The 22346-nt window shown below is 67.1% G+C and carries 13 protein-coding genes; 10 read left to right on the top strand and 3 right to left on the bottom strand.

What is annotated here, in order from left to right; translation table 11 throughout:
• Nucleotides 1-169 precede the first annotated feature (169 nt).
• Nucleotides 170-8962: a hypothetical protein gene (locus KA712_21960; protein MCG5055631.1), complete on the top strand. Its 8793-nt coding sequence runs from the start codon at nucleotides 170-172 to the stop codon at nucleotides 8960-8962.
• Between the two features lie 983 nt (nucleotides 8963-9945).
• Nucleotides 9946-10740 carry a tetratricopeptide repeat protein gene (locus KA712_21965; protein ID MCG5055632.1) on the top strand — a complete coding sequence of 265 codons (795 nt, stop codon included), beginning with the start codon at nucleotides 9946-9948 and terminating at the stop codon, nucleotides 10738-10740.
• 47 nt (nucleotides 10741-10787) lie between these two features.
• On the opposite strand, the gene KA712_21970 is transcribed toward KA712_21965, so the two are convergent.
• Nucleotides 10788-12299, bottom strand: a complete 1512-nt coding sequence (locus KA712_21970; protein ID MCG5055633.1) for an aldehyde dehydrogenase family protein — start codon at nucleotides 12297-12299, stop codon at nucleotides 10788-10790.
• Between the two features lie 118 nt (nucleotides 12300-12417).
• On the opposite strand from KA712_21970, the gene KA712_21975 reads away from it, so the two are divergent.
• The 6 genes from KA712_21975 to KA712_22000 all read left to right on the top strand — a co-directional run bounded on the left by KA712_21975 (nucleotide 12418) and on the right by KA712_22000 (nucleotide 18274).
• Entirely contained in the window at nucleotides 12418-13584 is a 1167-nt protein-coding gene (locus KA712_21975; protein MCG5055634.1) for an acyl-CoA dehydrogenase family protein, read from the top strand.
• On the top strand, nucleotides 13577-14035 hold the full coding sequence (locus KA712_21980; GenBank protein ID MCG5055635.1) for a cobalamin B12-binding domain-containing protein: 459 nt from the start codon (nucleotides 13577-13579) through the stop codon (nucleotides 14033-14035). The genes KA712_21975 and KA712_21980 overlap by 8 nt, the downstream gene beginning before the upstream one ends.
• Before the next feature lie 20 nt (nucleotides 14036-14055).
• Nucleotides 14056-15324: a cupin domain-containing protein gene (locus tag KA712_21985; protein ID MCG5055636.1), complete on the top strand. Its 1269-nt coding sequence runs from the start codon at nucleotides 14056-14058 to the stop codon at nucleotides 15322-15324.
• The gene (locus tag KA712_21990; GenBank protein MCG5055637.1) at nucleotides 15321-16484 is read left to right on the top strand and encodes an acyl-CoA dehydrogenase family protein; all 1164 of its coding nucleotides are present in this window, start codon (nucleotides 15321-15323) and stop codon (nucleotides 16482-16484) included. The genes KA712_21985 and KA712_21990 overlap by 4 nt, the downstream gene beginning before the upstream one ends.
• A gap of 68 nt (nucleotides 16485-16552) precedes the next feature.
• Nucleotides 16553-17446 (top strand): methylmalonyl Co-A mutase-associated GTPase MeaB, encoded by an 894-nt coding sequence (gene meaB / locus KA712_21995; GenBank protein ID MCG5055638.1) that lies wholly within the window; start codon nucleotides 16553-16555, stop codon nucleotides 17444-17446.
• Between the two features lie 63 nt (nucleotides 17447-17509).
• On the top strand, nucleotides 17510-18274 hold the full coding sequence (locus tag KA712_22000) for a hypothetical protein (GenBank protein MCG5055639.1): 765 nt from the start codon (nucleotides 17510-17512) through the stop codon (nucleotides 18272-18274).
• A gap of 40 nt (nucleotides 18275-18314) precedes the next feature.
• Here KA712_22000 and KA712_22005 read toward each other — a convergent pair whose 3' ends face one another.
• Together KA712_22005 and KA712_22010 are read right to left on the bottom strand one after the other, a co-directional pair.
• A complete protein-coding gene (locus KA712_22005) occupies nucleotides 18315-18728 on the bottom strand; it encodes an integration host factor subunit beta (GenBank protein MCG5055640.1) in 414 nt (137 codons plus the stop codon).
• A gap of 89 nt (nucleotides 18729-18817) precedes the next feature.
• Nucleotides 18818-20635 (bottom strand): methylmalonyl-CoA mutase, encoded by a 1818-nt coding sequence (locus KA712_22010; protein ID MCG5055641.1) that lies wholly within the window; start codon nucleotides 20633-20635, stop codon nucleotides 18818-18820.
• A gap of 2 nt (nucleotides 20636-20637) precedes the next feature.
• On the opposite strand from KA712_22010, the gene KA712_22015 reads away from it, so the two are divergent.
• Nucleotides 20638-21426, top strand: a complete 789-nt coding sequence (locus KA712_22015; GenBank protein ID MCG5055642.1) for an SAM-dependent chlorinase/fluorinase — start codon at nucleotides 20638-20640, stop codon at nucleotides 21424-21426.
• Entirely contained in the window at nucleotides 21423-22277 is an 855-nt protein-coding gene (locus tag KA712_22020; protein ID MCG5055643.1) for a hypothetical protein, read from the top strand. The genes KA712_22015 and KA712_22020 overlap by 4 nt, the downstream gene beginning before the upstream one ends.
• Nucleotides 22278-22346: the final 69 nt, after the last annotated feature.

The raw sequence follows: 22346 nt of genomic DNA on the forward strand, positions 1-22346 counted from the left end.
ACCACCGGGTGTAGGGAGCCTCCAAGCGCGAAAAAACCGAGCTCAACTGGCAGCCAAGGGCGTGTCCAGGGCGCGGTGGGGGCCTCGTTTCCCGTGCGCGGTGAATCACCGACCTCCGTGTCCACGCCGTTTCGGTGGTGGGTCATGGGGTGTATAGTCCGTGGGAACGATGGACGCTGACGTCACGACTGCCCTGGCCGCCCTGAAGACCAATCCCGACAGCGCCGAGGCGCTGTCCAAACTTCAGAAAACGGCTGACGAACTGGGTGAGGCCAAGACTTGGGAAGAGGCCGCCAATCTGTACGAGACGGCCTTGAAGACGGCTCGCCGCGGGACGGGCGAGCAGACCTTGCTCGTGGCTCTGGGCAACGTGTACTGGAAGCGGCTATCCAAGATGGAAGAAGCCGAAGGGATCTTTCGTCGCGCCCGCAAAGCCGATCCCCGTGCGCCCGAAGTGCTCGCGTTTTACCGGGCGTTTCACACCGCGCGCAACGAGATTCCCCAGCTCCTCAACGTGTTCACGCAGGCGCTGCGCGCCGAGACGGATGCCGCCGCGCAGACGCAGCTGTCTGTCGAGATGGCGAAGCTGGCGGAGGCAGAGCCTCGCACGATCGAGAAAGCCATCGACATCTGGAAGAGCGTACTCCGCAAGCAGCCGAACAGGGAAGATGCGTTCGAGGCGCTGCATCGCCTGTACGCGAGGGCCGAGAAGTGGAACGCGCTGCTCGAGCTTCTCAAGGAGCGCCTGGAACGGCTCCCGGACGATGCCGTCGAGGAGAAGGTGGCTCTCCACGAGGAGATGGTGCCGATCTACCGGGATCGCATGAAGCTGGACCCGATGGTTCAGAGCGCGTACCTGGCCATCCGCAGCTTGAAACCGAACCACCAGCCCACCCTCGAGGCCCTGACGGAGTGGTTCGAGAAGAAGTCTCGCTGGGCGGATCTCGTCGATGTCCTCAGCAGCCGGGCCGAGGTGGCCACGGAGCCGGCGGAGAAGGTTGCCTTCTACCGCCGCGTGGCGGCCCTGTGGGCTGAGAAGCTGGGCAAGCCTCAGAACGCGGCCGACGCCTACGAGAAGATCCTGCAGCTCGAGCCAGAGGACGCGGCCACGACGGCCGCCCTCGTCGACCTCTACACGAAGGGGCGCAAGTGGCGCTCACTGGTCGACCTGCACCGGCGGCTGCTCGCGTCGCTCCCCGTGGGCGAAAAACGACCTCGCCTGGTCGAGATGGCGCGCTTGGCTTCGGACAAGCTCAGCGACGAGAAGCAAGCCATCGAACTTTGGAACGAGGTTCTCGAACTCGACGAGAACGATGCCGAGGCGCTCGCGGCGCTGGGCGGGCTTTACGAAAAAGAGCGCTCGTGGGCGCCACTCGCCGAGGTGCTGGGCCGCCAGGCGAAGTTGATGGCGGACGACGCGGCCCTTGCAGGCCTGCTCGAGCGGCGCGGCCTGCTCTTGGCGGAACGCTTGGGGGCGCTCGAGGCCGCTGCCCGTGACTTGGAGCGCGTGCACGCTCTCGCTCCGGACAATCACAAGGTCTTCCGCGTCCTGCGGGAACTTTACGGCAAGCTGAACGACTACGCCGCCCTCGAGACGCTGTATGCCCGGCGTGACCAGTGGAGCGAACTGTGCGACGTGATGACGGATCTGGCGGAGGGCTTGTCGGATTCCAAGGCTGCCGTTGCGCTGCGGGAGCGCGTGGCACAGGTCGCGATCGAGAAGCTCAACCAACCTGAACGTGCCATCAAGTCGTACGAGCGCATCGTGGGTATCGAGCCCGAGAACCGACGTGCGGTGGACGCGTTGGCGGGCCTCTATCGGAACACCGAGAAGTGGTCGCGCCTGCTCGAAACGTACGAGCAGCGGCTGGGTAGCGGCGAAGGCGTTGCACAGGAAGCCGGCGGCAAGCGCAAGCGCAAAGACGGGGAGGGGGAGAGGGCCCCCCTGCCGGTACCGGAGCAGCTGACCTTGATGGCCGAGGCGCGTCGTCTCTGTGAGGAAAAGCTGGGTTCGAAGGCGCTTGCGTTCAAATGGGGGCTCCGCGGCCTGGAGCTTGCGCCCGGGGACGTGGCACTCTTTTCGGAGGTGGAGCGACTGGGGCGCGACGGCGAAGAGTGGGAAGCGCTGTCCGACCTTTACGGCCGGCGCCTCAAGCTGGGGACCGAGGGCGCGGAGCGGGCGACGCTGCTCCGAAAAGCCCTCGTCCTGGCGACCGGGAAGACCAAGCGCCCCGCCGAGGCTCGCCGCTTGGCGGAGGAGCTGCTGGCCGTCGCGCCGGGTGACGACGAGGCCGAGAGCGCTTTGCAGCAGCTCTTCGCCGCCGAGGAGAAGTGGCCCGAGGTTGTCGAGGTGATGCATCGCCGACAGGCCAAATTGGCGAGTACAGGCGGGTCGACGCTTTCACAAGCGGAGCTGTTGGTCGCCGCGTCCAAGGTGGAGGAGGAAAAGCTTGGCCGCTCCGAAACGGCCCAGTCGACGTTGCGGGCGGCATTGCGCCTGGATCCCGGGAATCCCAAAGTGCTCGCGGCCCTGGCGCGGGTGAGTGAACACCGCGGCGATCACGCGGGTCTTGCCGAGGTGCTCGAGCAGCAAGCCGCGCAGGCAGCGGGGGCAGATCGCCTGTCCCTCCTTTTACGGCTTGCCAACCTCCAAGAGCAGCGGTTGGGGGATCGTGCGGCGGCACGCGCCACGTACACGCGGGCCCTCGCGGAGGGGCCCGACGTGCCGGAGGTGATCGCGGGCCTCGAACGGGCCTTCGATGACGACGGGCTACCCGCGGACGAGGTCGAGCCCATCGCGAGCCATCTGGCACGCTACTACGAAGCCACCGAAAAGTACGACCGCTGGACCGAGGTGCTGCAGCGTTTGTCTGGCCTTGCGCGAGATCCAGCGCAACGTCTCAAGTACCTGCACAAACTCGCGGACATCTATGAAGGACCGGCGGCCGACCGCGCCGCGGCTTATCAGCCGGCGCTCCAGATCTTCGAGCTCGATCCCGCTGACGACGGCAATCTGGCGCGGCTGCTGCGCCTCTCGGCGGAGACCGGCAAACAAGACGACCTGGTCGCGGCGTTCTACCGCGTCCTGGCCCACACTCACGAAGGGGCCTCGAGGGCAAAACTGCTGGGGCACCTGGCCGAGCTCGAGGAAAAACACCCTGGGCATGAGCCCAAGGCCGAAAAGGCCTACCGAGAGCTGCTCGCGATCGATCCCGGGCATGACAAAGCCCTGTCGGCCCTGACGAAGCTGCTGCGGGAAGGCGAGCGGTGGGCCGACCTGCGCGACCTGCTCGACGCGCGGGTTGCGCGTGCCGAGGTCAAGGACCAGTTGGCCCTCTATGGCCAGATCGCCGAAATCGACGAGACGTTGCTCGGAGATCGGGAACACGCGGTGGGCGTGTTCGAGAAGCAACTCGAGCTCGAGCCGGGCAACCTTGCCCACTACCACGGTCTCGAACGCCTTCTCACCGCGCTTGGCCGGTGGAACCAGTTGGCGGACGTGTTGGCCCGTGAGGCCGCGCTGGTCCCCAGGGCTGACCAAGAGGCCATCATTCTGCGCCGCGTGGAGGTGCTCACCGACAAGATCGGCGCGTTCGACGACGCGCTCGACATTCTCGGGGACATCTTGAAGGCGGACCCCGACCACGATGACGCCCGCCGGGCAGTGGAGCGGCTGCTGCGGAAGCCGAAAGCCAAGCAGCGCGCCGCGACCGTGTTGGGGCCGCTCTACAACCGGGCGGGAAACTGGGAAGGCCTGGTGGAGGTGCTCCAAATTCGGCGTGCTTCCTTGTCGGGAGCGAAGGCCGTTGCGGCGTTGGCCAAGGTGGCCGAGATCCAAGAGACGAAGCTGGCTGACGAGGCGAGCGCGCTGGCCACCTGGCAGAGCGTGCTCGACATGGACCCAGGCAATCGCGACGCTCTTGCGGCCGTCGAGCGGCTGGCCTCCATGCTCGAGCGCCCTTCGGCGCTCGTGGACCTCCACCTCGAGATCGCGGCGAAGAAAGATGCCGACGATCTCAGGGGTCGGGCGGAGAGCTTGACCCGCGCAGCCCGTCTGTGTGTCTCGAGCTTGGGAGATCGCGCCCGCGCCGCACAGATTTGGCAGCAGGTCCTGGACCTCGACCCTGCCAGCCACGAGATGGGGCGGCCGGCCGCCGAGGCTCTCGAAGCGCTTTACCCCCAGATTGGGGAGTATGCCCGGCTCGTGGAGATATTGCAGGCCAAGCTCGAGTGGGAGGATCGCCCGCAGGAGCGCGCCGAGCTGCTCGTACGCATCGCGGACCTGCACGACAAGGCGCTTGGAAACGCCGAGGCGGCGGTCGACTGCCTACGGCATGCCTTCGAGTCGACACCTGACGATCCGAAGCTGCTCGACCGCATCGAACCCGTGTTCGAGGCGCGTGGTGAGTGGCGAGATCTCATCGTCGTTCTCGAGCGCCGGATGGCGCTGGCGGTGGGCAACAAGGCGCGGAGGGCGCTGCGATGGCGTATCGCCGAGATTCAGGAACAGAAGCTCGAGGATCTCGACGAGGCGATCGCGACGGTCTCGGCGAACCTTGACGAGGTGGGGGGTGAAAAAAAGGCGCTCGACGTGCTCGAGCGGCTCTACGAGAAGAAAGAGGCTCACGGCTCCCGGCTCGAAGTTCTCGAGCGTCGGCTCACGCTCACGGAAGGTTCTGAAGAAAGAATCACCTGGCTTCGGCGAGCGGCCGCCTTGCTCGCCGGTCCGCTCGAGCAGCCGACCGACGCGCTCGAGAAGTGGCGTGAAATTCTCACCCTGGCGCCGGAGGACGCGGGCACGATCGATTGCATCGAGACCTTGCTGGCTCATGACGATCTCGAGTTACGACGGCAGGGGGCCGAGACGCTCGAGACCGTGTACGAGCTGCGGAGCGATTGGCCTTCGCTGGCCCGGGTGCTGGAGATTTACGTGGCGGTCGAAGACGACCGACGCGCACGCATGCGGCACTGGATGCGCCTGGCGACCCTGCGCCGTGACCAGCTGAGCGACGACGTCGGGGCACTGGCGGCCTTCGGAGACGCGATTCGTGATGCGCTGGGAGAAGACGAGATCACGGAGCTGCTCGACACCTACGAGCAGCTTGGGCAGAAGCTGGGCAAGATTCCCGAAGTGGTTCGGCTTTTCGAGGAGGTCGAACCCGATGTTTTGCGCGAAGACGTCAAGCTGCGCATCGAAAGACGTATCGCTACTTACGCGCGGGAGCGGGGCGACCTCGGGACCGCGGCCGAGCGCTACCTGAGCATCCTCGACCAAGCGCCCGACGATGACGAGGCCCTGGCGGGACTCGAAGGGATCTATCGCACTCAAGGCGATCACGACCGGCTCTACGAGCTGGTGTTGCGCCGGGCTGAGCTGGCCCTGGATGCCCCCGCGGCGGAGCTGGGGCTGCGCGTCGAGGCAGGGGCCCTGGCGGTCAAGCTCGAACGCGCCGACGACGCCATCACGGCCTACGAGCGCGCACTCGAGCTTTCGCCTCAAAACCGCGACGTCATTGCGGCCCTCCAGGGCCTCTACGAGCAGACAGAGCGCTGGGTGGACCTGCGTGAACTCCTCGAGCGCCGCCTCTCTGCGAAGCTCACGTCCAGCGAGGCGATCGAGATTCATGAGCGCATGGCCAGACTCGAGATCGACGAGCTCGGAAACTTCGTGGCGGCGGTCGAGCATCTCAGGCAGGTCTTTCACCGCGATCCCGACCACGTCGCAGCCATCGGTATGGCCGAGACGTTGCTGCAAGAACCGGAAAGCGTCATGGACGCGGCAGCTTTGCTCGAGCCCGTGTACGTCAAACGCAACGCGTGGGACCGCTTGGTGGCCATCGACGAGGCCCGACGGGACCAACTGGACGACCCGACCGCACGTGTCGTGTACACGCGCCGTATCGCGCGCGTCTACGAGGAGAACGTAGAGGACCTGGGCAAGGCCTTCGAGTGGTACGGCAAACTCTTCCTCGAGGTGCCAACCGAACGGGCGGTTCAAGAGCAGCTCCTGAGGCTGGCCCCGAAGCTCGATCGCTGGCGTGAGCTTGCCACGCTCCTCGACGACTACCTCTACGATGAGCTTTCCGAGGCGCCCGAGGTCTTGGCCAACGTCAAGCTGGCCGCCGAGATTTGGGACAAGCATCTCGAGGATCGCGACGCCGCTCGCAAGCACTACCGCCGCTACTTGGACGCGCAACCTGGCAACGCCAAGGCTGTGACTCTGTTCGAGCAGGCCCTCGAGCGCTGGGAGGCGTGGGGAGATCTGCTCGACCTCATCGACGACGAGATCACGAGGGCCGAAAACACGGCCGCGCGGGTGGCGTTGCTCAAGCGTAGCGCCCGGGTCGCCGAGCAGAAGCTGGGCGATCGCGACCGTGCGGCACGTACGCTGCGCAACCTGCTGGACGAAGCGCCTCATGATCGGCAGGCCGCAGACGAGATGGAGCGGCTCTACCGTGAGGACGAGCGCTGGGGCGACTTGGCCGACCACCTGATCTGGCGGCTCGAAGTCGAGACGGATGCGGGAACCCGCAGGCAGATTCAACTGCGTCTGGCTGCGCTCTACGCCGATCCCTTGGCGAACGTGGAGACCGCCCTGGACATGTACGGTCAGGTGCTCGCGAGCGATCCGCACAACGCGCCGGCGCGCACGGCCCTCGAAGGCTTGTTGAGCGACCCCGGATTGCGGCTGTCGGCCGCGACTCAACTCGAGCCTTGCTACCGCGAGCTCCAGGCCTGGGACCGTCTGGTTCCGGTGCTCACGATTCGCCTGGAGGACGGCGACGAACCCGGCGAGCAGTTGCTGCTTCTGCAAGAAATTGCCGTGCTCGAGGAGCGTCTCGGGCACAACGACAGGGCCCTCGAGGCCCGGGGCCGGGTGTGGCTCGAGGACGTGGCCAACGAGGGCGCTCTGGCTTCCCTCGAAGCCGCGGTCCCCGCGGCGCGGGCTTTCCCTCGGTTCGTCGAGCTGCTTCTCGAAGGGTCCGAATCAGCACTCGATCCCGACTTGCAGGGACGGCTCTTGGGCAAGGCTGCGATGGTGCTGGAGACCCACGTGGGCGATCGGGCCCGCGCGATCGAGACGTGGCGCCGCGCGCTCGAGGCCAACCCCGAAAACGAGAATGCCTTTGTGACCCTCGAGCGCTTGCTCGAGACGGATGGTCGGACGGCCGAACTCGTCGGGGTCCTCGAAAAACACGCAGACGCGGCACTCGACGGAAACAACCGTCTGCGGCTCACCAGGCGGGTGGCGCGCTTGGCCGAGGGGGAGTTGGCCGATGCAGGCCGGGCGATCGCGGCGTGGAATCAAGTCCTCGACCTCGCCGACGGCGACACCGAGGCGCTCGAATCCCTTGCGCGGCTCTTCGAGAGCGCCGAGCGGTGGCCAGCCCTCGCAGAGGTCTATCAACGGCAGATCGATGCCTCCCAGGACGTGCAGCAGGCGCGCGCGCTGCGCTTCGCCTTGGCGGCACTTCTCGAAATGCGGCTGGACGATGCGGCCGAAGCTGCGGCGTGCCTGCGCCACGTCCTCGACGAGTTCCCCGGCGACGCCGAGGCGCTCGACGGGCTCGATCGGCTGTACACACGCGAGGGGCAGAACCTCGAGCTGCTCGAAATCCTCGATCGACGCGCGCAGGTGGCGACCTCGCCGGCGGATGCGGACGCGTTTGCCTTTCGGGCGGCCGCCCTGGTCCACAAGGACCTTTCGGATCTGCACGGGGCCATCGAGCGCTATCAGCGCATCGTCGAGCGCACTCCTGCCTTCAAGCCGGCGCGAGAGGCCTTGTGGAACCTCGCGACCGACGAGGACGCGCGCCCGGCTGCGATCGCAGCGCTCGAGCCGTTGCTGCGTGCCCAGGGGGCGCACGCCGAGCTCATCGACCTCCTCGAGATCAAGGCCCAGTCCGAGACGTCCCCTGCGGCCCGGATTGCGGTGTTGTCGGAGATGGCGGGTATCGAGGAACACGTGCGCAGCGATCTGGTGAAGGCATTTGCCCTCTGGGTACGGGCCTTCAAGGAGGACTCGGCCGACGAGGAGGTGCGCGAAAGCCTCGAGCGGGTGGCGCAGGCGCGCGGAGATCACGCCCGCCTCGCCAAGATCTACGAAGAGCAGCTCGACGAGGTTTACGACACGGACCTTCAGCGACAGCTGGCCTTGCGCTTGGTCGACCTCTACGAGCTTCAGCTTCGCGACCCGGACAAGGCTTTGGCCGCCCTGCGAAAGGCGCTCGAGCTCGGCGGGGGCGACGAACTGGCGGTGCTTGGCCGCATGGAAGCTCTGCTGCGCCAGCGGGCGAAGTGGCCCGAGTTGTCGGAGATCCTGCAGAAGAGCGCGGAGGCATCGCTCGATCCCTCCGAACAGGCGCAGGCACTGGCGGCGCTTGGCCAGGTGCGCCTCGAACGTCTCTCCGATCGGCGGGGCGCCTTCGAGGCCTTTCGTGACGCCCTCGAGCGCGCGCCAAGCCATGCGGAGGCCTTGGCTGCCTTGCGCAACTTGATGCGACACGAAGAGCTGCGGGCAGACGTCATCGATGTGCTGGAGCCGCTCGCCGAAGCGCGCGGTGACCACGCCGAACGGGTGACGCTTTACGAGCAGCGGGCCGCGCTGGCCGATGACGAGGGTCGCGGCGGCAGGCTGGTGGCGGCGCGTGGGCGACGTGGCCGAGGCCGAGCTGCGCGATCCGTCCCGGGCGCTGACCGCCTACGGAAAGGCCTTGGCCCTGGATCCAGAGAACCCCGAGTTTGCGGACGACGTGGCCAGGGTGGGGGGGGAACGCCCCGGCCCAGGCCGCGCGCCTCATCGAGGCGGCTCTTGGGAAAGTCAGCGGCAGCGCCATGGTGGACCTGGCCCTTCGGGCTGCCAAGCTCTTCGAGAGTGCTGAGGACGCACCCTCGGCAGGGGCGGCGGAAGCCCTGTACAAGAAGATCTTGGCCGAGGACAGCGAGAATGCCGTCGCTTTGACCTCGCTCGAGGCGCTCTATCGAAAGAAGGGCGATCGTGCCCTGCTGGCCCGAACCTTGGAGCAAAGGGCTGAGGTGGAGCTAGAGCCCTCGGTCCGGGTCGCGCTCTTGTCAGAGGCGGCTTCGTTGCACGAGCAGCGAGGCGATCTCGAGAGCACCATCGCGGCCTGGGAGGCCGCCCGGCAGGCCGACGAAGGCACGGTTCCGGTCTTGCGCGCTCTCTCGGCGCTTTACGAACGCGAGGGACGGCACGAAGCATGGGTCGGCGTGCTCGAGGAGCTGGCTCACCTGCTCGACGAGCCGGGGGAACGTTCGCGGGCGTTCGTGCAGATTGGCAATCTGCGCGCGCAGTCGCTGCGAGATCTCGATGCTGCCGCGCAGGCGTACCGTGAGGCCATGGACATCGATCCCAGCAACGTGGCTGCTTTGCACGCGTTGGCTGCGCTGGAGGAGCAACGCGGGGATTGGAGCGCTCTCGAGGACGTGTTGTTGCAACGGATGGGAGCGGCTGAAGAGGCCGAGCAGAAACAGCTGCTTTTCCGGTTGGCCGACAACGCCCAGCGCCGGATGACCGACGAGGACCGGGCCTTCGGCTACCTCCGGCAGGTCTTGGATCTGGATCCTAACGACACACGCGCCTTCGAGGGCATCGAGAAGATCCTCTCGTCGGGGCAAAGGTGGCACGACCTCGTGGATCTGTTCGAGTCCCGCGCCGAGGCTGCACGTGCGGGCGGCGACACCGACGAGGAAAAGCGGCTGCGCTTGGCCGTGGCGGAGATTTGGTCCGAAAAGTTGGACGCGCCGGACAGTGCCTGCGAGTCGGTCGAGGCACTCCTCGCGAATCACCCGAACGATCTGCCCACGCTCGTCACCTTGGGGGGCCTTTACGAACGAGCCCAGCGCTACGAGGAGGCATTGGGCGCCCTGCGCCGGGCGGAGGCTGCCGGTCCCCGCGGGCGTACCGCTGCAGACCTACACTTCCGTATGGGGCGCTTGCTGCAAGCGCAAGGGGCCGAGGCGCCCGAGGTGCAGGCGGAGTTTCTGCGCGCGCTCGAGTCCGATAGCTCCCACCGCGAAGCCTTGGGGGCGCTCGAGGGCATGGCTCGCGCCGCGAACCTCCCGTCAGACCTCGTTCAGCTGCTCGAGATGCGGGCGTCGGTGGCAACGGAGGCCGCGGAGCAGGTGCCTCTTCTCAGGGAGATCGCCGACCTTTACCGCGGCCCGCTGGGGAACGCGGCCGCGGGTCTTCCGGCGCTGGAAAAACTCACCGCTCTGGTTCCCGACGACCTCGAGGTGCGGGAAGCCTACGGCCAGGTCTTGATTTCGGTGGGGCGGGTGGAAGAGGGCGAAGGTCTGCTCGAATCCCTCATCGAAGGGCTCATGCAGAAACGACAGATGAAGGCCGTCGCGCGCCTGCGGGGCACTTTGGGACTGGCGGCCGAGGCCCGCGGAGACGTGGCGAAGGCGCTGGCGCATCTCGAAGCGGCCCAGCAACTCGACGCTTCGTCGCCCAGGGTGGCGGTGGCGCTTGGGCGCTTGGCCGAGTCAGCGGGGGATCTACAAAAAGCCTTCAAATATTATCGAAACTTACTTCTGCTCTCGTTCGACGAAGGGGCAGCCGGCATCACGAAGCCCGAGGTGTATCTGGCGCTGGCGCGGCTGCACCTGGCCGAAGGCGAAACGTCGAAGGCCCGCGGCATGGTGGATCGCGGTCTGGGTGTAGCCCCGAACCACCCCGATCTGAAGCAGCTCTCAGAGGCGTTGAAGCGGGCGTCGTAAGCGGGGACCGTGGGCTCGTCCCGGTGGCCTCACACCGGGTCGCCCCTCTAACCGTAGACCTTGCGCATGAGAAAGCGCAACGCGCGCCGCACGCGCGGGCGGTAGGGGTACCGTAGCTGGCCCATGAGCGCCCGCGTGAGCGGTCCGAAGAGGGGCCGGTCTTCGATCACCGTCTCCGTCCAACAGAACTGTCGGATCGCTTCGTGGCCATGCCGCACGCCGAGCCCGCTTTGCTTGATCCCGCCAAGCGGGGACTCGACGCAAAAATAGTGCACCGCCGTGTCGTTCAGGCATACGTTGCCCGTCTCGAGCTGGCGAGCCACCCTGCGGGCTTCGGCCGTGCTGCGCGCGAAAACGGCCCCCGAAAGACCGAACGGCAGGGCATTGGCCACGCGTAAGGCTTCGTCTGCGTTGGCCACCGCGATGACAGGCAGCACGGGCCCGAAGGTCTCCTCCTTTGCCACAGTCATCTCTGGGGTGACGCCCACCAGCAGGGTTGGCGAAAAAAAGCAGCCGGGGCCCGGGCGCTGCTCGTTGCCTACGAGAACTCGGGCGCCCGCCGCCACCGCCTGGTCGATCTGCGCTTGCCACCGCTCACGCAGGGGCGCGAAGATAGTGGCCCCCACGTCGGGCTCTATGTCGGGCGGTCCCACCCGCAGCTGGGCGATTTCTCGAGCCAGATGTGCCGTCAAGGCAGACGCTGCGGTGGCTTCCACCAGCACACGTTCGGTGCGAATGCAGGCCTGGCCGCTGTGCATGAAGGCGCTCCAGACGATCGCTCGTGCTGCGTCTTTCAGGTTGGCGCCCTCGAGCACGATGGCAGCACTTTTCCCACCCAGCTCCACCACCGCGGGAATCAGGCGCGCGCCGGCCGCCGCTGCCACCTTCCGCCCCGCCTCCACGCTGCCCGTGAAGAAAATCATGTCGACGGCCTCCACGAGCGCTTCACCGGTCTGTGAGTCTCCGGTGACCACCTGAAAGACGTCGGCGGGCAGCCCCAGCTCATCCCACAGCGTCTTGACGTGCAAGGAAGACAGGGGTGTCAACGGGGATGGCTTGAGCACCACGGCGTTGCCGGCGACCAGCGGCGCGACGGTGTCGGCAAAGTTGTTCAAGAGGGGCCAGTTCCAGGGCCCGATCACCCCCACGACTCCGCGGGGGTGTTGGAGGATACGGGCACGCTTGTTCGCAAAGAAAAAGGGGCTGCGGCATTCGTCGCCGAGCGCACGCGCGCCGGCGCGGCCTGTCAGGTGTCGGATGAGCTCGCAGGTGTACAGCACTTCGATGGCCTCGGCTTCGTGGGCGGGCTGCCCGCTCTCCGCCGTCAAGGTGTCGACCAAGGCCGTATCGCGCGCCAGGCGGGCGCTGAGGCTCCGCAGGGCGGCCCGCCTGCCGGCAAGCCCCAGGGCGGCCCACCCGGGCTGCGCGCGGCGCGCCCTCTGCACAGCGGACGCCACGTCGCTGGCGCTGGCGACGCTCACGTGCCCAAGCGACCCCCCAGTGGCGGGGTTGCGAATCTCGAGCCGTCGGGACGCAGGGGAGGGGGGCGCAGGTTCCACGGTTTTACTATCCCGCAATCACGGCAGCGGAGCCACGGCCGCGCACCGGTTCGCGCGCAGGTAGGTGTCGTGTCGCCCTGGGAGCGAGGGGATTTGTCGCGTAAACTATCGAGAAACCATGCGATTCGAGCCGTCTGCGGAACAGGCCCTCGTGGCCCGCACCGCCCGCGCCTTCGCCCAGGATGTGCTGCTGCCCCGGGCCGCGGCCCGGGATCGCGCACACACCTTTCCCGAGGAGGAGATGCGGCGCATGGCAGAGCTCGGGTTGGTAGGCCTGACGGTCCCGCCGAGCGAGGGCGGGGTGGGCATGGGCGCCTTGGCACAGGCCGAAGTGGTGGCGGCGCTCGCCGAGGCGGATGCGTCCGTGGCGGTGACCTTGGCCGTGACGAACATGGTGGCCGAGAGCCTCGCGCGCGAAGGCGATGCCCACGTCAAGGCGCGCTTTTTGCGTCCGCTCTGCGCGGGCGGTCTCGTGGCGGGTGCGTTCGCGCTCAGCGAAGCGGGAGCGGGCAGTGACCCGGCGGGCATGCGGACCCTTTGTCGCAAGCACGGCGGCGGGTACCGTCTCGACGGGAGCAAACAGTGGATCACCTCAGGGGACCGGGCCGGGGTCTTCGTGGTCATGGCCCGTCACGAAGGGCCGCCGGGGGAGCGGCCGCGGTTCTCTGCGTTCGTTCTGCCCGCAGGCACGCCGGGGCTTTCCGTAGGGCCGCCCGAAAACAAGCTTGGACAGCGCGGGTCGACCACGGTGCCCTTGACTCTCGAGGCCGTGGATCTTCCCGCGCACGCGCGGCTTGGCGCCGAGGGCGACGGCTTTCGCATCGCCATGGCCGCGCTCGATGGCGGTCGCATCAACGTGGCCGCCATGGCCGTGGGCGTTTCGCGTGCCGCGCTGGGGGCGGCTTTGGCGTACGCCCAGCAGCGTGAGCAGTTCGGGAAGCCCTTGTCCGCGTTTCAGGCAATTCAGGTCTCCTTGGCGGACGCGGCGACCCAGCTCGAGGCAGCGTGGCTGATGGTGGCGCGGGCCGCCTGGGCGAAGGACGCGGGATTGCCGTGCACGCAGGCCGCCGCGGAGGCCAAGTTGTTTGCCAGCGAGGCGGCGCAGCGGATCTGCGATAGCGCCTTGCAGGTCCATGGCGGTTACGGGTACACACGGGAGTTTCCCGTGGAGCGCTTTGTGCGCGATGCTCGCGTCATGACGATTTACGAAGGCACCAGCCAAATTCAAAAGCTGGTGGTGGCCCGCCACGTCCTGCAGGCGCTGAGGGAGACGCAACATGTCTGAACCTGTGGGACGCCGGTTGCGGATTCTCGTGGCGAAGCCCGGCCTCGATGGTCACGATCGGGGGGCAAAGGTGGTGGCCCGTGCCCTGGCAGATGCCGGTTACGAAGTCATCTATACGGGCCTTCACCAGACCCCCGACATGATCGCAGCGGCCGCGGTGCAGGAGTCCGTGGACGCGGTGGGGCTGTCCATCATGTCCGGAGCTCACATGACCCAGTTCCCGGCGGTCAAGCGTGCGCTCGAAGCCAGGGGCGCGGCCGACGTACCGGTGTTCGGCGGAGGCATCATCCCGGACGAAGACGCGGAGAGCCTCATTTCGTCCGGCCTCGCCGCCGCCATTTTCAAGCCGGGCACGTCCCTGCAGCAGATCGTGAATTGGATCGAGACGACCTTGCGTCCAGCCTTGAACGAACCCTCTTGGCCCCCTCCCCAGGATCTTCCACCCGCATGAAACCGCCTATGCCACGACGAATGACTCTCTTTGCCGCGGGCGCCCTCGTGTTCCCAGGTGCCGCTGTTTTTGCAGCTCCGGAGCCGCCCACCGAAGCGCAGCAGGTCATGGCCGCTGTCGAGAAGGCGTTGCAGCGGCACGCGGGCGACGTACACGCCTGCTTTGGCAGGGCTCTGGCAGACCGGCTTGACGTGGCGGGAAAGCTCGAGCTGGACGTGACCGTGGGCGCCGGGGGCAACGTCAAAAGCAGCGAGGTCACGGCGAAGTCCGACGCGGTTCCCGAGGGCCTCGCCGCCTGCGTGCGGGAGGCCTCGTCGACCTGGCAGCTCGAAGGCATCGAACCCGGGGCGTCGGTCGTGTTGCCCTTCACTTTCGCAGGCCAGGCACACCAGTTCGTGGTGAATGCCGCCGACGTGCCCGCGCGCCCCGAAGCCCGAGGCAAGGTGGTGCCTCCCTTCCAGGTGAAGATTCTCGCCGATCGCACGAACGTGCGGGCGCGCCACATGGCCGTCACCCACCTGACGATAGCGCCCGCCAACCGCGTGGCGATGCACAGGCACGCGGAGAGCGCGAAGATCCTCTTCGTCCTCAGTGGAGCCGCCCGCGTTCTGGGTCCCAAGGGACAAGATCCCGTCAAGCTTTCCGAGGGAGATGCCGTATTCCTTCCCAGGGGGTACCCCCACGTGATCGAGAACATGGGGCGTCAGATTCCAGCCGTGATGCTCCAGGTGTTTTCGCCTGCAGGGCCCGAGCTGGTCTACCGTGACCCGAAAGATCCCTTGGGGCGCGCGGCCTTCGAGGTCCTTCGCGGCGCGGCGCCGGGAGCGCCGCCCGGGGCCGAGCTTGCCGTGGTTCGCAAAGACGAGGGCGCCTCGAGCCCGCTTGCCGGGGGCAAGGGGCAGCGCCGTTTGGTGTTCGATCCGAGCGCCACGGGCGATGCCTCGCTCGCGCTCGAGGTGGCGGAGTTCGCCCCCGGGTCGAGCTTGCCGCGCCAGCTTCATCCAAGCTCCGAGGCCTTCATGTGGGTCGTGTCGGGGGGAGGTGTCGTAAAGGCCGGCGCCGAGGATGTGTCATTTGGCGCGGGCCACGCGGTCTTCGTACCTGCCGGACAGCCCTATACGCCCCGCTTCGAGGGCGAGGCTCCGACGGTCGCCGTCCGACTCTTTGCGCCCGCAGGCCCCGAACACGCGCCGGGGCAGCCCGCCTCCGCCCCCGGTGCGCCGGCATCAAATCCCAAAACTCCCTCCGCGGCTCCCGCGGTCAGCCCGCAACCTGGAAACAACCGATGAACTTCACCTTGAACGAAGAGCAGACGCTGCTGCAGCAATCGGTACGCGAGTTCTGCCAGCGGCACATAGTCCCCTTCGCAGCCACGTGGGACGCCGAAGAGCGATTTCCCCTCGAGGTGATCGCGCCCATGGCTGAGCTTGGCCTTTTGGGTATGCAGATCCCCACCCAGTACGGCGGTTCGGGCATGAGCACGCTCGACTACGTCGTGGCTCTCGAGGAGGTGGCGAAGGCCGATGCGTCGATGGGGCTCACGATGGCCTCCCACAATTCACTCTGCACCGGCCACATCTTCCAGGCCGGTAACGAGGCCCAAAAGCGCACGTACTTGCCGCAACTGGCTTCGGGCAAAGTTCTCGGGGCGTGGGGGCTCACGGAGCCTGGGTCGGGATCCGACGCAGGCGCGGCGCGCACGCGGGCGACCCGCAAGGAGAGCCCGGGAGGGGCGGTGACGTGGTCTATCTCGGGAAGCAAGACCTTCATTACCCAGGGAAGCGTGGCCGGCATTTACACGGTTCTCGCCTCGACCAGCCCCGAAAAAAAACAGCGGGGGCTCACGGCCTTCGTCATCGAAAAGGGCACGCCGGGCTTCCGGGTGGGGCGCAAGATAGAGAAAATGGGCCTTCATGCCTCCGACACCACGGAGCTCATCCTCGAGGACGTCGAGGTGTCGGACGCCCAGCGGCTGGGAGAGATCGACGCTGGTTTTTTCGACACGCTCAAGATCCTCGACAAGGGGCGCGTGGGCATCGGCGCGTGGGCAGTGGGCATAGGCACGGCCGCCTTCGAGGCCGCGCTTAAGTACGCCAAGGACCGTGTCCAGTTCGGGCGCTCGATCGCCAGCTTCCAGGCGATCCAGCACATGCTGGCGGACATGGCCACCGACCTCGAGGCGGCGCGTTTGCTGGTGTGGCGTGCGGCGTGTCTGTTGGACGAAGGCCAGAAAATGACCCGCGAGGCTTCGGTGGCGAAATACTTCGCAGGCAAGGCGGCCATGCGCGCTTGCAATGCGGCCATCCAGATTCATGGCGGATACGGCTACACCCGCGAATTCCCCGTGGAGCGCTTCTTCCGGGACGCCAAGCTCGCCGAAATCGGTGAGGGGACCAACGAGGTGCAAAAGATGGTCATCGCGCGCGAGTTGCTCAAGGACGTGGCGTGAGTGCAGGGGGTGGCGTTCCCGCGGCGGCCGAGATTGTGGCTGGCCAACCGCGGGCGCTGGCCCGGCTCATGCGCGACCTGGAAAACGGAGTGCCTGCCGCTCGGGTGTGCCTGGCCTCGCTGGCGGCGCACCTCGGGCGCGCCTTCGTGCTGGGGGTCACGGGGGCTCCAGGCGCTGGCAAAAGCACCCTGGTGGATGCTCTGCTCGTGGCTTATCGGGCGCGGGGCCAGGCGGTGGGTGTGGTGGCCGTCGATCCCTCGAGTCCGCTTTCGGGGGGAGCTTTGCTGGGAGATCGGGTCCGCATGCAGCGGCACGCCACAGACGACGGCGTCTTCATTCGCTCCCTGGCGTCGCGAGGAAACTTGGGGGGGCTGTCGCGAGCCACCGAGGACGTGGTGGACGTGCTCGACGCGGCAGGGTTCGGGGTGGTGATCGTGGAGACGGTGGGGGTGGGGCAGGACGAGGTCGAAGTGGCGGCCCTGGCCGACGTCACGCTGGTGGTCACCGTGCCGGGCCTCGGCGATGGCGTTCAGGCGCTCAAGTCGGGTTTGCTCGAGTTGGCTGACGTGTTCGTGGTCAACAAGGCGGACCGCGAGGGGGCTGACCTCGTCGAAAAAGACCTTCAGACGATGTTGGCGCTCCGGGGCGTGGGCCCGAAGGACGTGCCCATCGTACGCACACAGGCCTCGGCAGGCGTGGGTGTGGAGCGGCTACTCGACGTGCTCGAGGCCCGGCGTGTGACCCTCGATCGACAGGCGCGAGAAGCCCGCCGGCGTCGCCGGACCGAGCTGCGTTTGCGTGCGGCGGTGCTTTCCCGGATGGCAGTGTTGGCTGACGACGCGGCGGGGGGCGCCGCGGGCTGGGCCGCCCGGGCGGAGGCTGTCATCGCAGGCCGCAGCGCCTTTCACGAAGCCGTCGCGGGGGTGTTCACGAACCTACGCTTGCCTACGTCGTCAACCTGACGAGAGGCCTACCTTCGTGCGGGGCGATTCGTGGCCCGCGCGCCCCGGTGATACGATGAAGACGTGAAGCGTGTTCCTTGTCGGGGAGGGCTTCGGCCCGCGTGCGGTGGGTCGGTCATTGCCCTTGGGGTGGCCGGCCTCATCTCCATGGGCTCGTTCGGCTGCGGGTTGCTCGACCTCGAGAGCTTCCGAGGCATCACGTTCTCTCTGCCCGAAAAATCCTATGCGGTGGACACCGCAGACCCGAAGTGGAAAACGCCACCGTCCGGGACCGCGCCCACTGTGACGTGTGGGCCGGGTCGGGCCACGCAAGATTGCTGTGCGCTTCCGGAGCCCCTCAGTAGCACCTTCGCCATCGATTGCCAGAAGTACCCGTTAGTGTGTTGGAACGGTCAGTGCGCGTTCCAGTTCACCTTCGAGATGGACTCCCTGGTGGACCTGAAAAAGGAAGTCCCCCAGCTGGCGTCGACCGCCACCTCGGCGCTGTCCGATATCGTACTCAAGAACATAAAAATCACCTTGAACAACGGGCTGAACATTCCGCTGCCCCCCATAGAGGTGTTCGTGGCCCCCCAGGACGCCGCGAGCGGGGCCGATCCCCGGGCGAAGAAGATCGCTGTGGTGCCGGCACATCCCGCGGGATTCATGGGCACCGAAACCTATGAGGTCGACGCCGCGGGGCAGGCCGCGTTTTCTCAGTTTGCGACCAACTTTCAAACTCCGTTCAAGGTGATCGCGCGAACCTTGGTCACCATCGAAGCCGGGCAGTCCGCCCCTTCGGGTAAGGCCACCGCGAAAATCGGAGGGCAGGTGGAGGCCAAGATCTAGGGCCGCGGGGCCTGGCCCGCCAGGGCGTAGGCCCTCTCGGTCAGGAACGCGAATCGCCGCCGGCGGCCGCCGCCAGTGGGGCCACCTCGCGTTCGACAGTCTGGGGCGCTTTTTCGGCCACGGCGATCACGCGTCCGACCTCGCCACGGGATCCATCGGAGCGCCTTGCAGACAGCCTGCCGTTGTTCACCCGCTCCTTCAGCTCCTTGCCCACCTTGAAGAAGGGCAGGCGCTTCGGGCGCACCGGAACGGCGGAGCCGGTGCGGGGATTCCGCCCTTCGTAGGCCTTGTATTCGCGAATCTCGAAGCTGCCGAAGCCGCGGATCTCGATGCGCTCACCTCGGCGTAGCGAGGCCTCCATGCTGTCGAACACGGTGTTCACCAGCAGTTCGGCGCGCCCCTTGGGGAGCTTTTGCGTTTCACACAAGATTTCGATGAGGTCCGACTTCGTCATTTTGAGAATCCCGCCCCCGAGCTAGAACATCGCGAAAACTGGACCGTTCTTTAGCTTAGACCACTTGTTCCGTTTTGCGCAATAGGACATTACGCGGATTGTTGGTGTTCGCCGAACACCTGCCGCAGGACGTCCGCGATCTCGCCCAAAGTGGCCCCAACCTTCACCGCGGTCAAGATAGCGGACACGAGGTTGTCTGTCCCCCTTGCGGACTCTGCGAGCTGGCTCAACGCCTCGCCCGCCCGTGGGCCGCGCACGCTCCGGTGGAGGCGTACCCGTGCCGCCTGGGCGGCTTCCACGGCCGGATCCAGGCGGTGAAGCGGAGGGATCCCCGAAGGCTCGTCGCTTGGGGCGCCGGCGCTGCCTTCCGTCCCGGAGACGAAAGCGTTTTGTCCCACCACGAGCACGTGGCGGCTCTCCAGAGCCAACTGGTGGGCGTAGGCGCGCTCCTCGATGAGCCGTTGCGGGAAGCCGGCCTCGATGGCGGCCCGCATGCCTCCGCGGGCGGAAATCTCGTCCATGAGGGCAAGGGCGCGGGCTTCGAGGTCGCTCGTGAGCGCCTCGACGGCGTAGGCCCCCCCGAGGGGGTCCACAATGTCGCCCACGCCGGATTCGTGAGCCAAGATCTGTTGAGTACGTAACGCCAGGCGGGCCGAGGCCTCCGTGGGCAGCGCCAGGGCTTCATCGTAGCCGTTGGTGTGGAGCGACTGCGCGCCCCCCAGCACGGCGGCGAGGGCTTCGACGGTGGTGCGCACCACGTTGTTGAGTGGTTCGTGTGCCACGAGGGTGGAGCCCGCCGTTTGGGCGTGAAAGCGCAACCCCCACGAGCGCGGGTCCTTGGCCCCGAAGCGTTCACGCATCAGCCGCGCCCACAGGCGCCGCGCGGCGCGGAACTTGGCCACCTCCTCCAGTAAATTGGCGTGTGCGTTGAAGAAGAAAGACAGGCGCGGCGCGAACTCGTCGACATCGAGCCCTGCGGCCAGGGCCGTTTCCACGTAGGTCACGCCGTTGGCGAGGGTGAAGGCGACCTCTTGAACCGCGTCGGACCCGGCTTCCCGGATGTGATAGCCACTCACGCTGATGGTGTTCCAGCGGGGCAGCTCGGCGCGACAGAACGAAAAGGTGTCGGCGATGAGACGCAGCGAGGGGCCTGGCGGATAGATGTACGTGCCCCGAGCCACGTACTCCTTGAGGATGTCGTTTTGGATGGTGCCGGAGAGCTGCGCACGCGGGGTGCCCCGTTCGTCCGCCACCGCGACGTAGAGCGCCAGCAGCGTGGCCGCCGTGGCGTTGATGGTCATGGAGGTCGACACCTTGTCGAGCGGCAAGCCATCGAGCAAAACCCGCATGTCGTCGAGCGTGGCGATCGACACGCCGGTGCGGCCCACTTCGCCCGCGGCCAGCGGGTGATCGGGATCGCGCCCCATTTGGGTGGGCAGATCGAAGGCCACGGAAAGCCCGGTCTGGCCCGCGGCCAAAAGGAACTTGTAGCGTTGGTTGGACTCCGCCGCCGTCCCGAAACCGGCGTACTGTCGCATGGTCCAAAGCTTGCCGCGGTACTGCGTGCCTTGAACGCCGCGGGTGAAGGGGTACGCGCCGGGGTAACCGAGGGCCTGCGCAGGCTCGAAGGCGCGTGCGGCCAGGTCGCTTTCATCGAAGACGTCCGGCAGAGGGATGCCCGAGGGGGTCTCGAACGAAGGCTTGCGCAAGCCCCGCGCCCGGGCGGGTGCGAGAACGTCCCGTTCCCACGCGGCGCGTGCGTCGGGGGGGAGGGGTGGTTTGGAGGACGTGGACACCCGTGGAGTGTGCCGCCCCTCGGCCTTTCCCGCGAGAAACCTGTCCCGGCGGAACGCCTTCGACGCGTGAGGTCTCGCGAGGCGGGTGAAGAGCGGTACAATCGCGGCCATACATGTCAATCGTTACGTTCACGACCGATTTCGGGTGGGCCGACGGCTACGTGGGAGCCATGAAGGGCGTGGTGCTGTCCCGCGCCCGGGGCGTCACGTTGGTCGACATCTGCCACGAGGTTCCGCCGCAAGACGTGGCGGCGGGTGCCTTCGCGTTGGCCCAGGCGGCGCCTCATTTTCCGCCCGGAACCGTTCACGTGGCGGTCGTCGACCCCGGCGTGGGCGGCGCACGGGCCGAGGTGATCGTATTGGCGAAGAACCACCTGTTCGTGGGTCCCGACAACGGCCTTTTGACGCTCGTGGCTCCCCGGCCCGACGCGATCTTTGCCATCGAGTCGCCTGCTTTTCGTCGCCATCCGGTCAGCCCCACCTTTCACGGACGCGATGTCTTCGCGCCTGCCGCCGGGCTTTTGGCAGCGGGCGTGCCTCCCGAGGAGGCGGGGCGCATGATGTCGACCCTGGCGCCGCTTGCCAATGCGGTGGGGGCCGAGGCCGATGGGCACGCCCATGTGGTTCACGTGGACCACTACGGCAACGTGGTGACGTCTCTGCGTCAGGAGGCGTTGCCCCCGGGGGCCCGTTCGGTGCGCATGTTCGTCACGCGCGACGAAGGTCCCTTGCCGCTCCAACTTCCCGTGAGAAAAACCTTCGCGGACGTCGACCCCGACGCGGCTTTGGTCTACGTCGGTTCGGCGGGGCTCCTCGAGATTGCCGTACGCAACGGGTCGGCCGCTGCCCGCTTCGGCCTACGAAGGGGCGTCAACCTGAGCATCGAGGTCATCGAGACATGACTCGCCTGGAAACGCTCGTGGGCGTGGTGGGACTGCTCGTCACGTCGGGGCTGGCCTGCACGGTGGGCAGCGGCAGCGGAGACGCGGCGGGCCCCCTGTTCGTTCGCTCGTGCGGCGCATTCGGGGGGCCGGTCGACGTCAACGACCCTTCGACATTCAAGGTGTTCGATCTGGACCCGTCGTTTTTTGCGGGTGAGCCCGTCGAAGACATTCGCGAAGGCGAAAAGACCAACCGCCTCATGATTCGCCTGCAGCGCGATGGCGGCGGCATCGAGAACAGCGACACGCTGTTTTTCGACGTCGTCAACTCGCGCGAGGTGGCCCGGTGTGTGCGCGGGCGGAAGCTTCTGTCCACGAGCGGCGTGCTGCTGCCCGATTACGACGCCCGCGTGTGCTACTGGCCCTCGCCCGAAGGCCCCGCCCGTCTGCGCGTGGGCCCCACGGACTACGTACGTGCCCATCTCGCCCCATACCGAACGTGCCGCTCGAGCGTTGCACCCCAGGTCGTGGTGGGCACGGCCGTTCCTTGTACGCCCGCTCAGGGGCAGACCAGCTGCCCGGCGGACGATCCCGACAGCTGGGAGTCGTTCATCGAAGTGCGCGCCTTCGGCTCCGCCTTCGTGGATCCCGGCACGCCGCCCACGGATCGCCCGGAGGTCGAAGGAAGCTTCAAGGTGGACTTCGGCGGCCGCATTTGGGCGCCCAGGTTCCGGCTGACTGTGCGGGACGATCAGCTCATCGACCCGGAGCCAGGGGTCGCCGGCCCTCTGCGCCCGGACGTCCTGGGGACCATGGAGGGCTTTTTCGACTTCGACCTCGAGCGCGGGCGCGCCGTGCAGACCTTCCCCTGAGGCTTGCCAACCGTCTCGGTCTTCAAGCCGTCTCAGCATCCGTGAGCAGGGGGCTTTGCGGCGGGCGTG

It is taken from the genome of Myxococcales bacterium, assembly GCA_022184915.1.
In the GTDB taxonomy this organism is placed as follows: domain Bacteria; phylum Myxococcota_A; class Polyangia; order Fen-1088; family Fen-1088; genus JAGTJU01.

Coding starts and splice junctions, on each gene's coding strand:
- KA712_22005 (MCG5055640.1), bottom strand. CDS start 18,728: ATGACGAAGTCGGACCTCATCGAAATCTTGTGTGAAACGCAAAAGCTC.
- KA712_22010 (MCG5055641.1), bottom strand. CDS start 20,635: ATGGCCGCGATTGTACCGCTCTTCACCCGCCTCGCGAGACCTCACGCG.
- KA712_21960 (MCG5055631.1), top strand. CDS start 170: ATGGACGCTGACGTCACGACTGCCCTGGCCGCCCTGAAGACCAATCCC.
- KA712_21985 (MCG5055636.1), top strand. CDS start 14,056: ATGACTCTCTTTGCCGCGGGCGCCCTCGTGTTCCCAGGTGCCGCTGTT.
- meaB (MCG5055638.1), top strand. CDS start 16,553: ATGCGCGACCTGGAAAACGGAGTGCCTGCCGCTCGGGTGTGCCTGGCC.
- KA712_22015 (MCG5055642.1), top strand. CDS start 20,638: ATGTCAATCGTTACGTTCACGACCGATTTCGGGTGGGCCGACGGCTAC.
- KA712_21965 (MCG5055632.1), top strand. CDS start 9,946: ATGGGGCGCTTGCTGCAAGCGCAAGGGGCCGAGGCGCCCGAGGTGCAG.
- KA712_22020 (MCG5055643.1), top strand. CDS start 21,423: ATGACTCGCCTGGAAACGCTCGTGGGCGTGGTGGGACTGCTCGTCACG.
- KA712_21990 (MCG5055637.1), top strand. CDS start 15,321: ATGAACTTCACCTTGAACGAAGAGCAGACGCTGCTGCAGCAATCGGTA.
- KA712_21980 (MCG5055635.1), top strand. CDS start 13,577: ATGTCTGAACCTGTGGGACGCCGGTTGCGGATTCTCGTGGCGAAGCCC.
- KA712_21975 (MCG5055634.1), top strand. CDS start 12,418: ATGCGATTCGAGCCGTCTGCGGAACAGGCCCTCGTGGCCCGCACCGCC.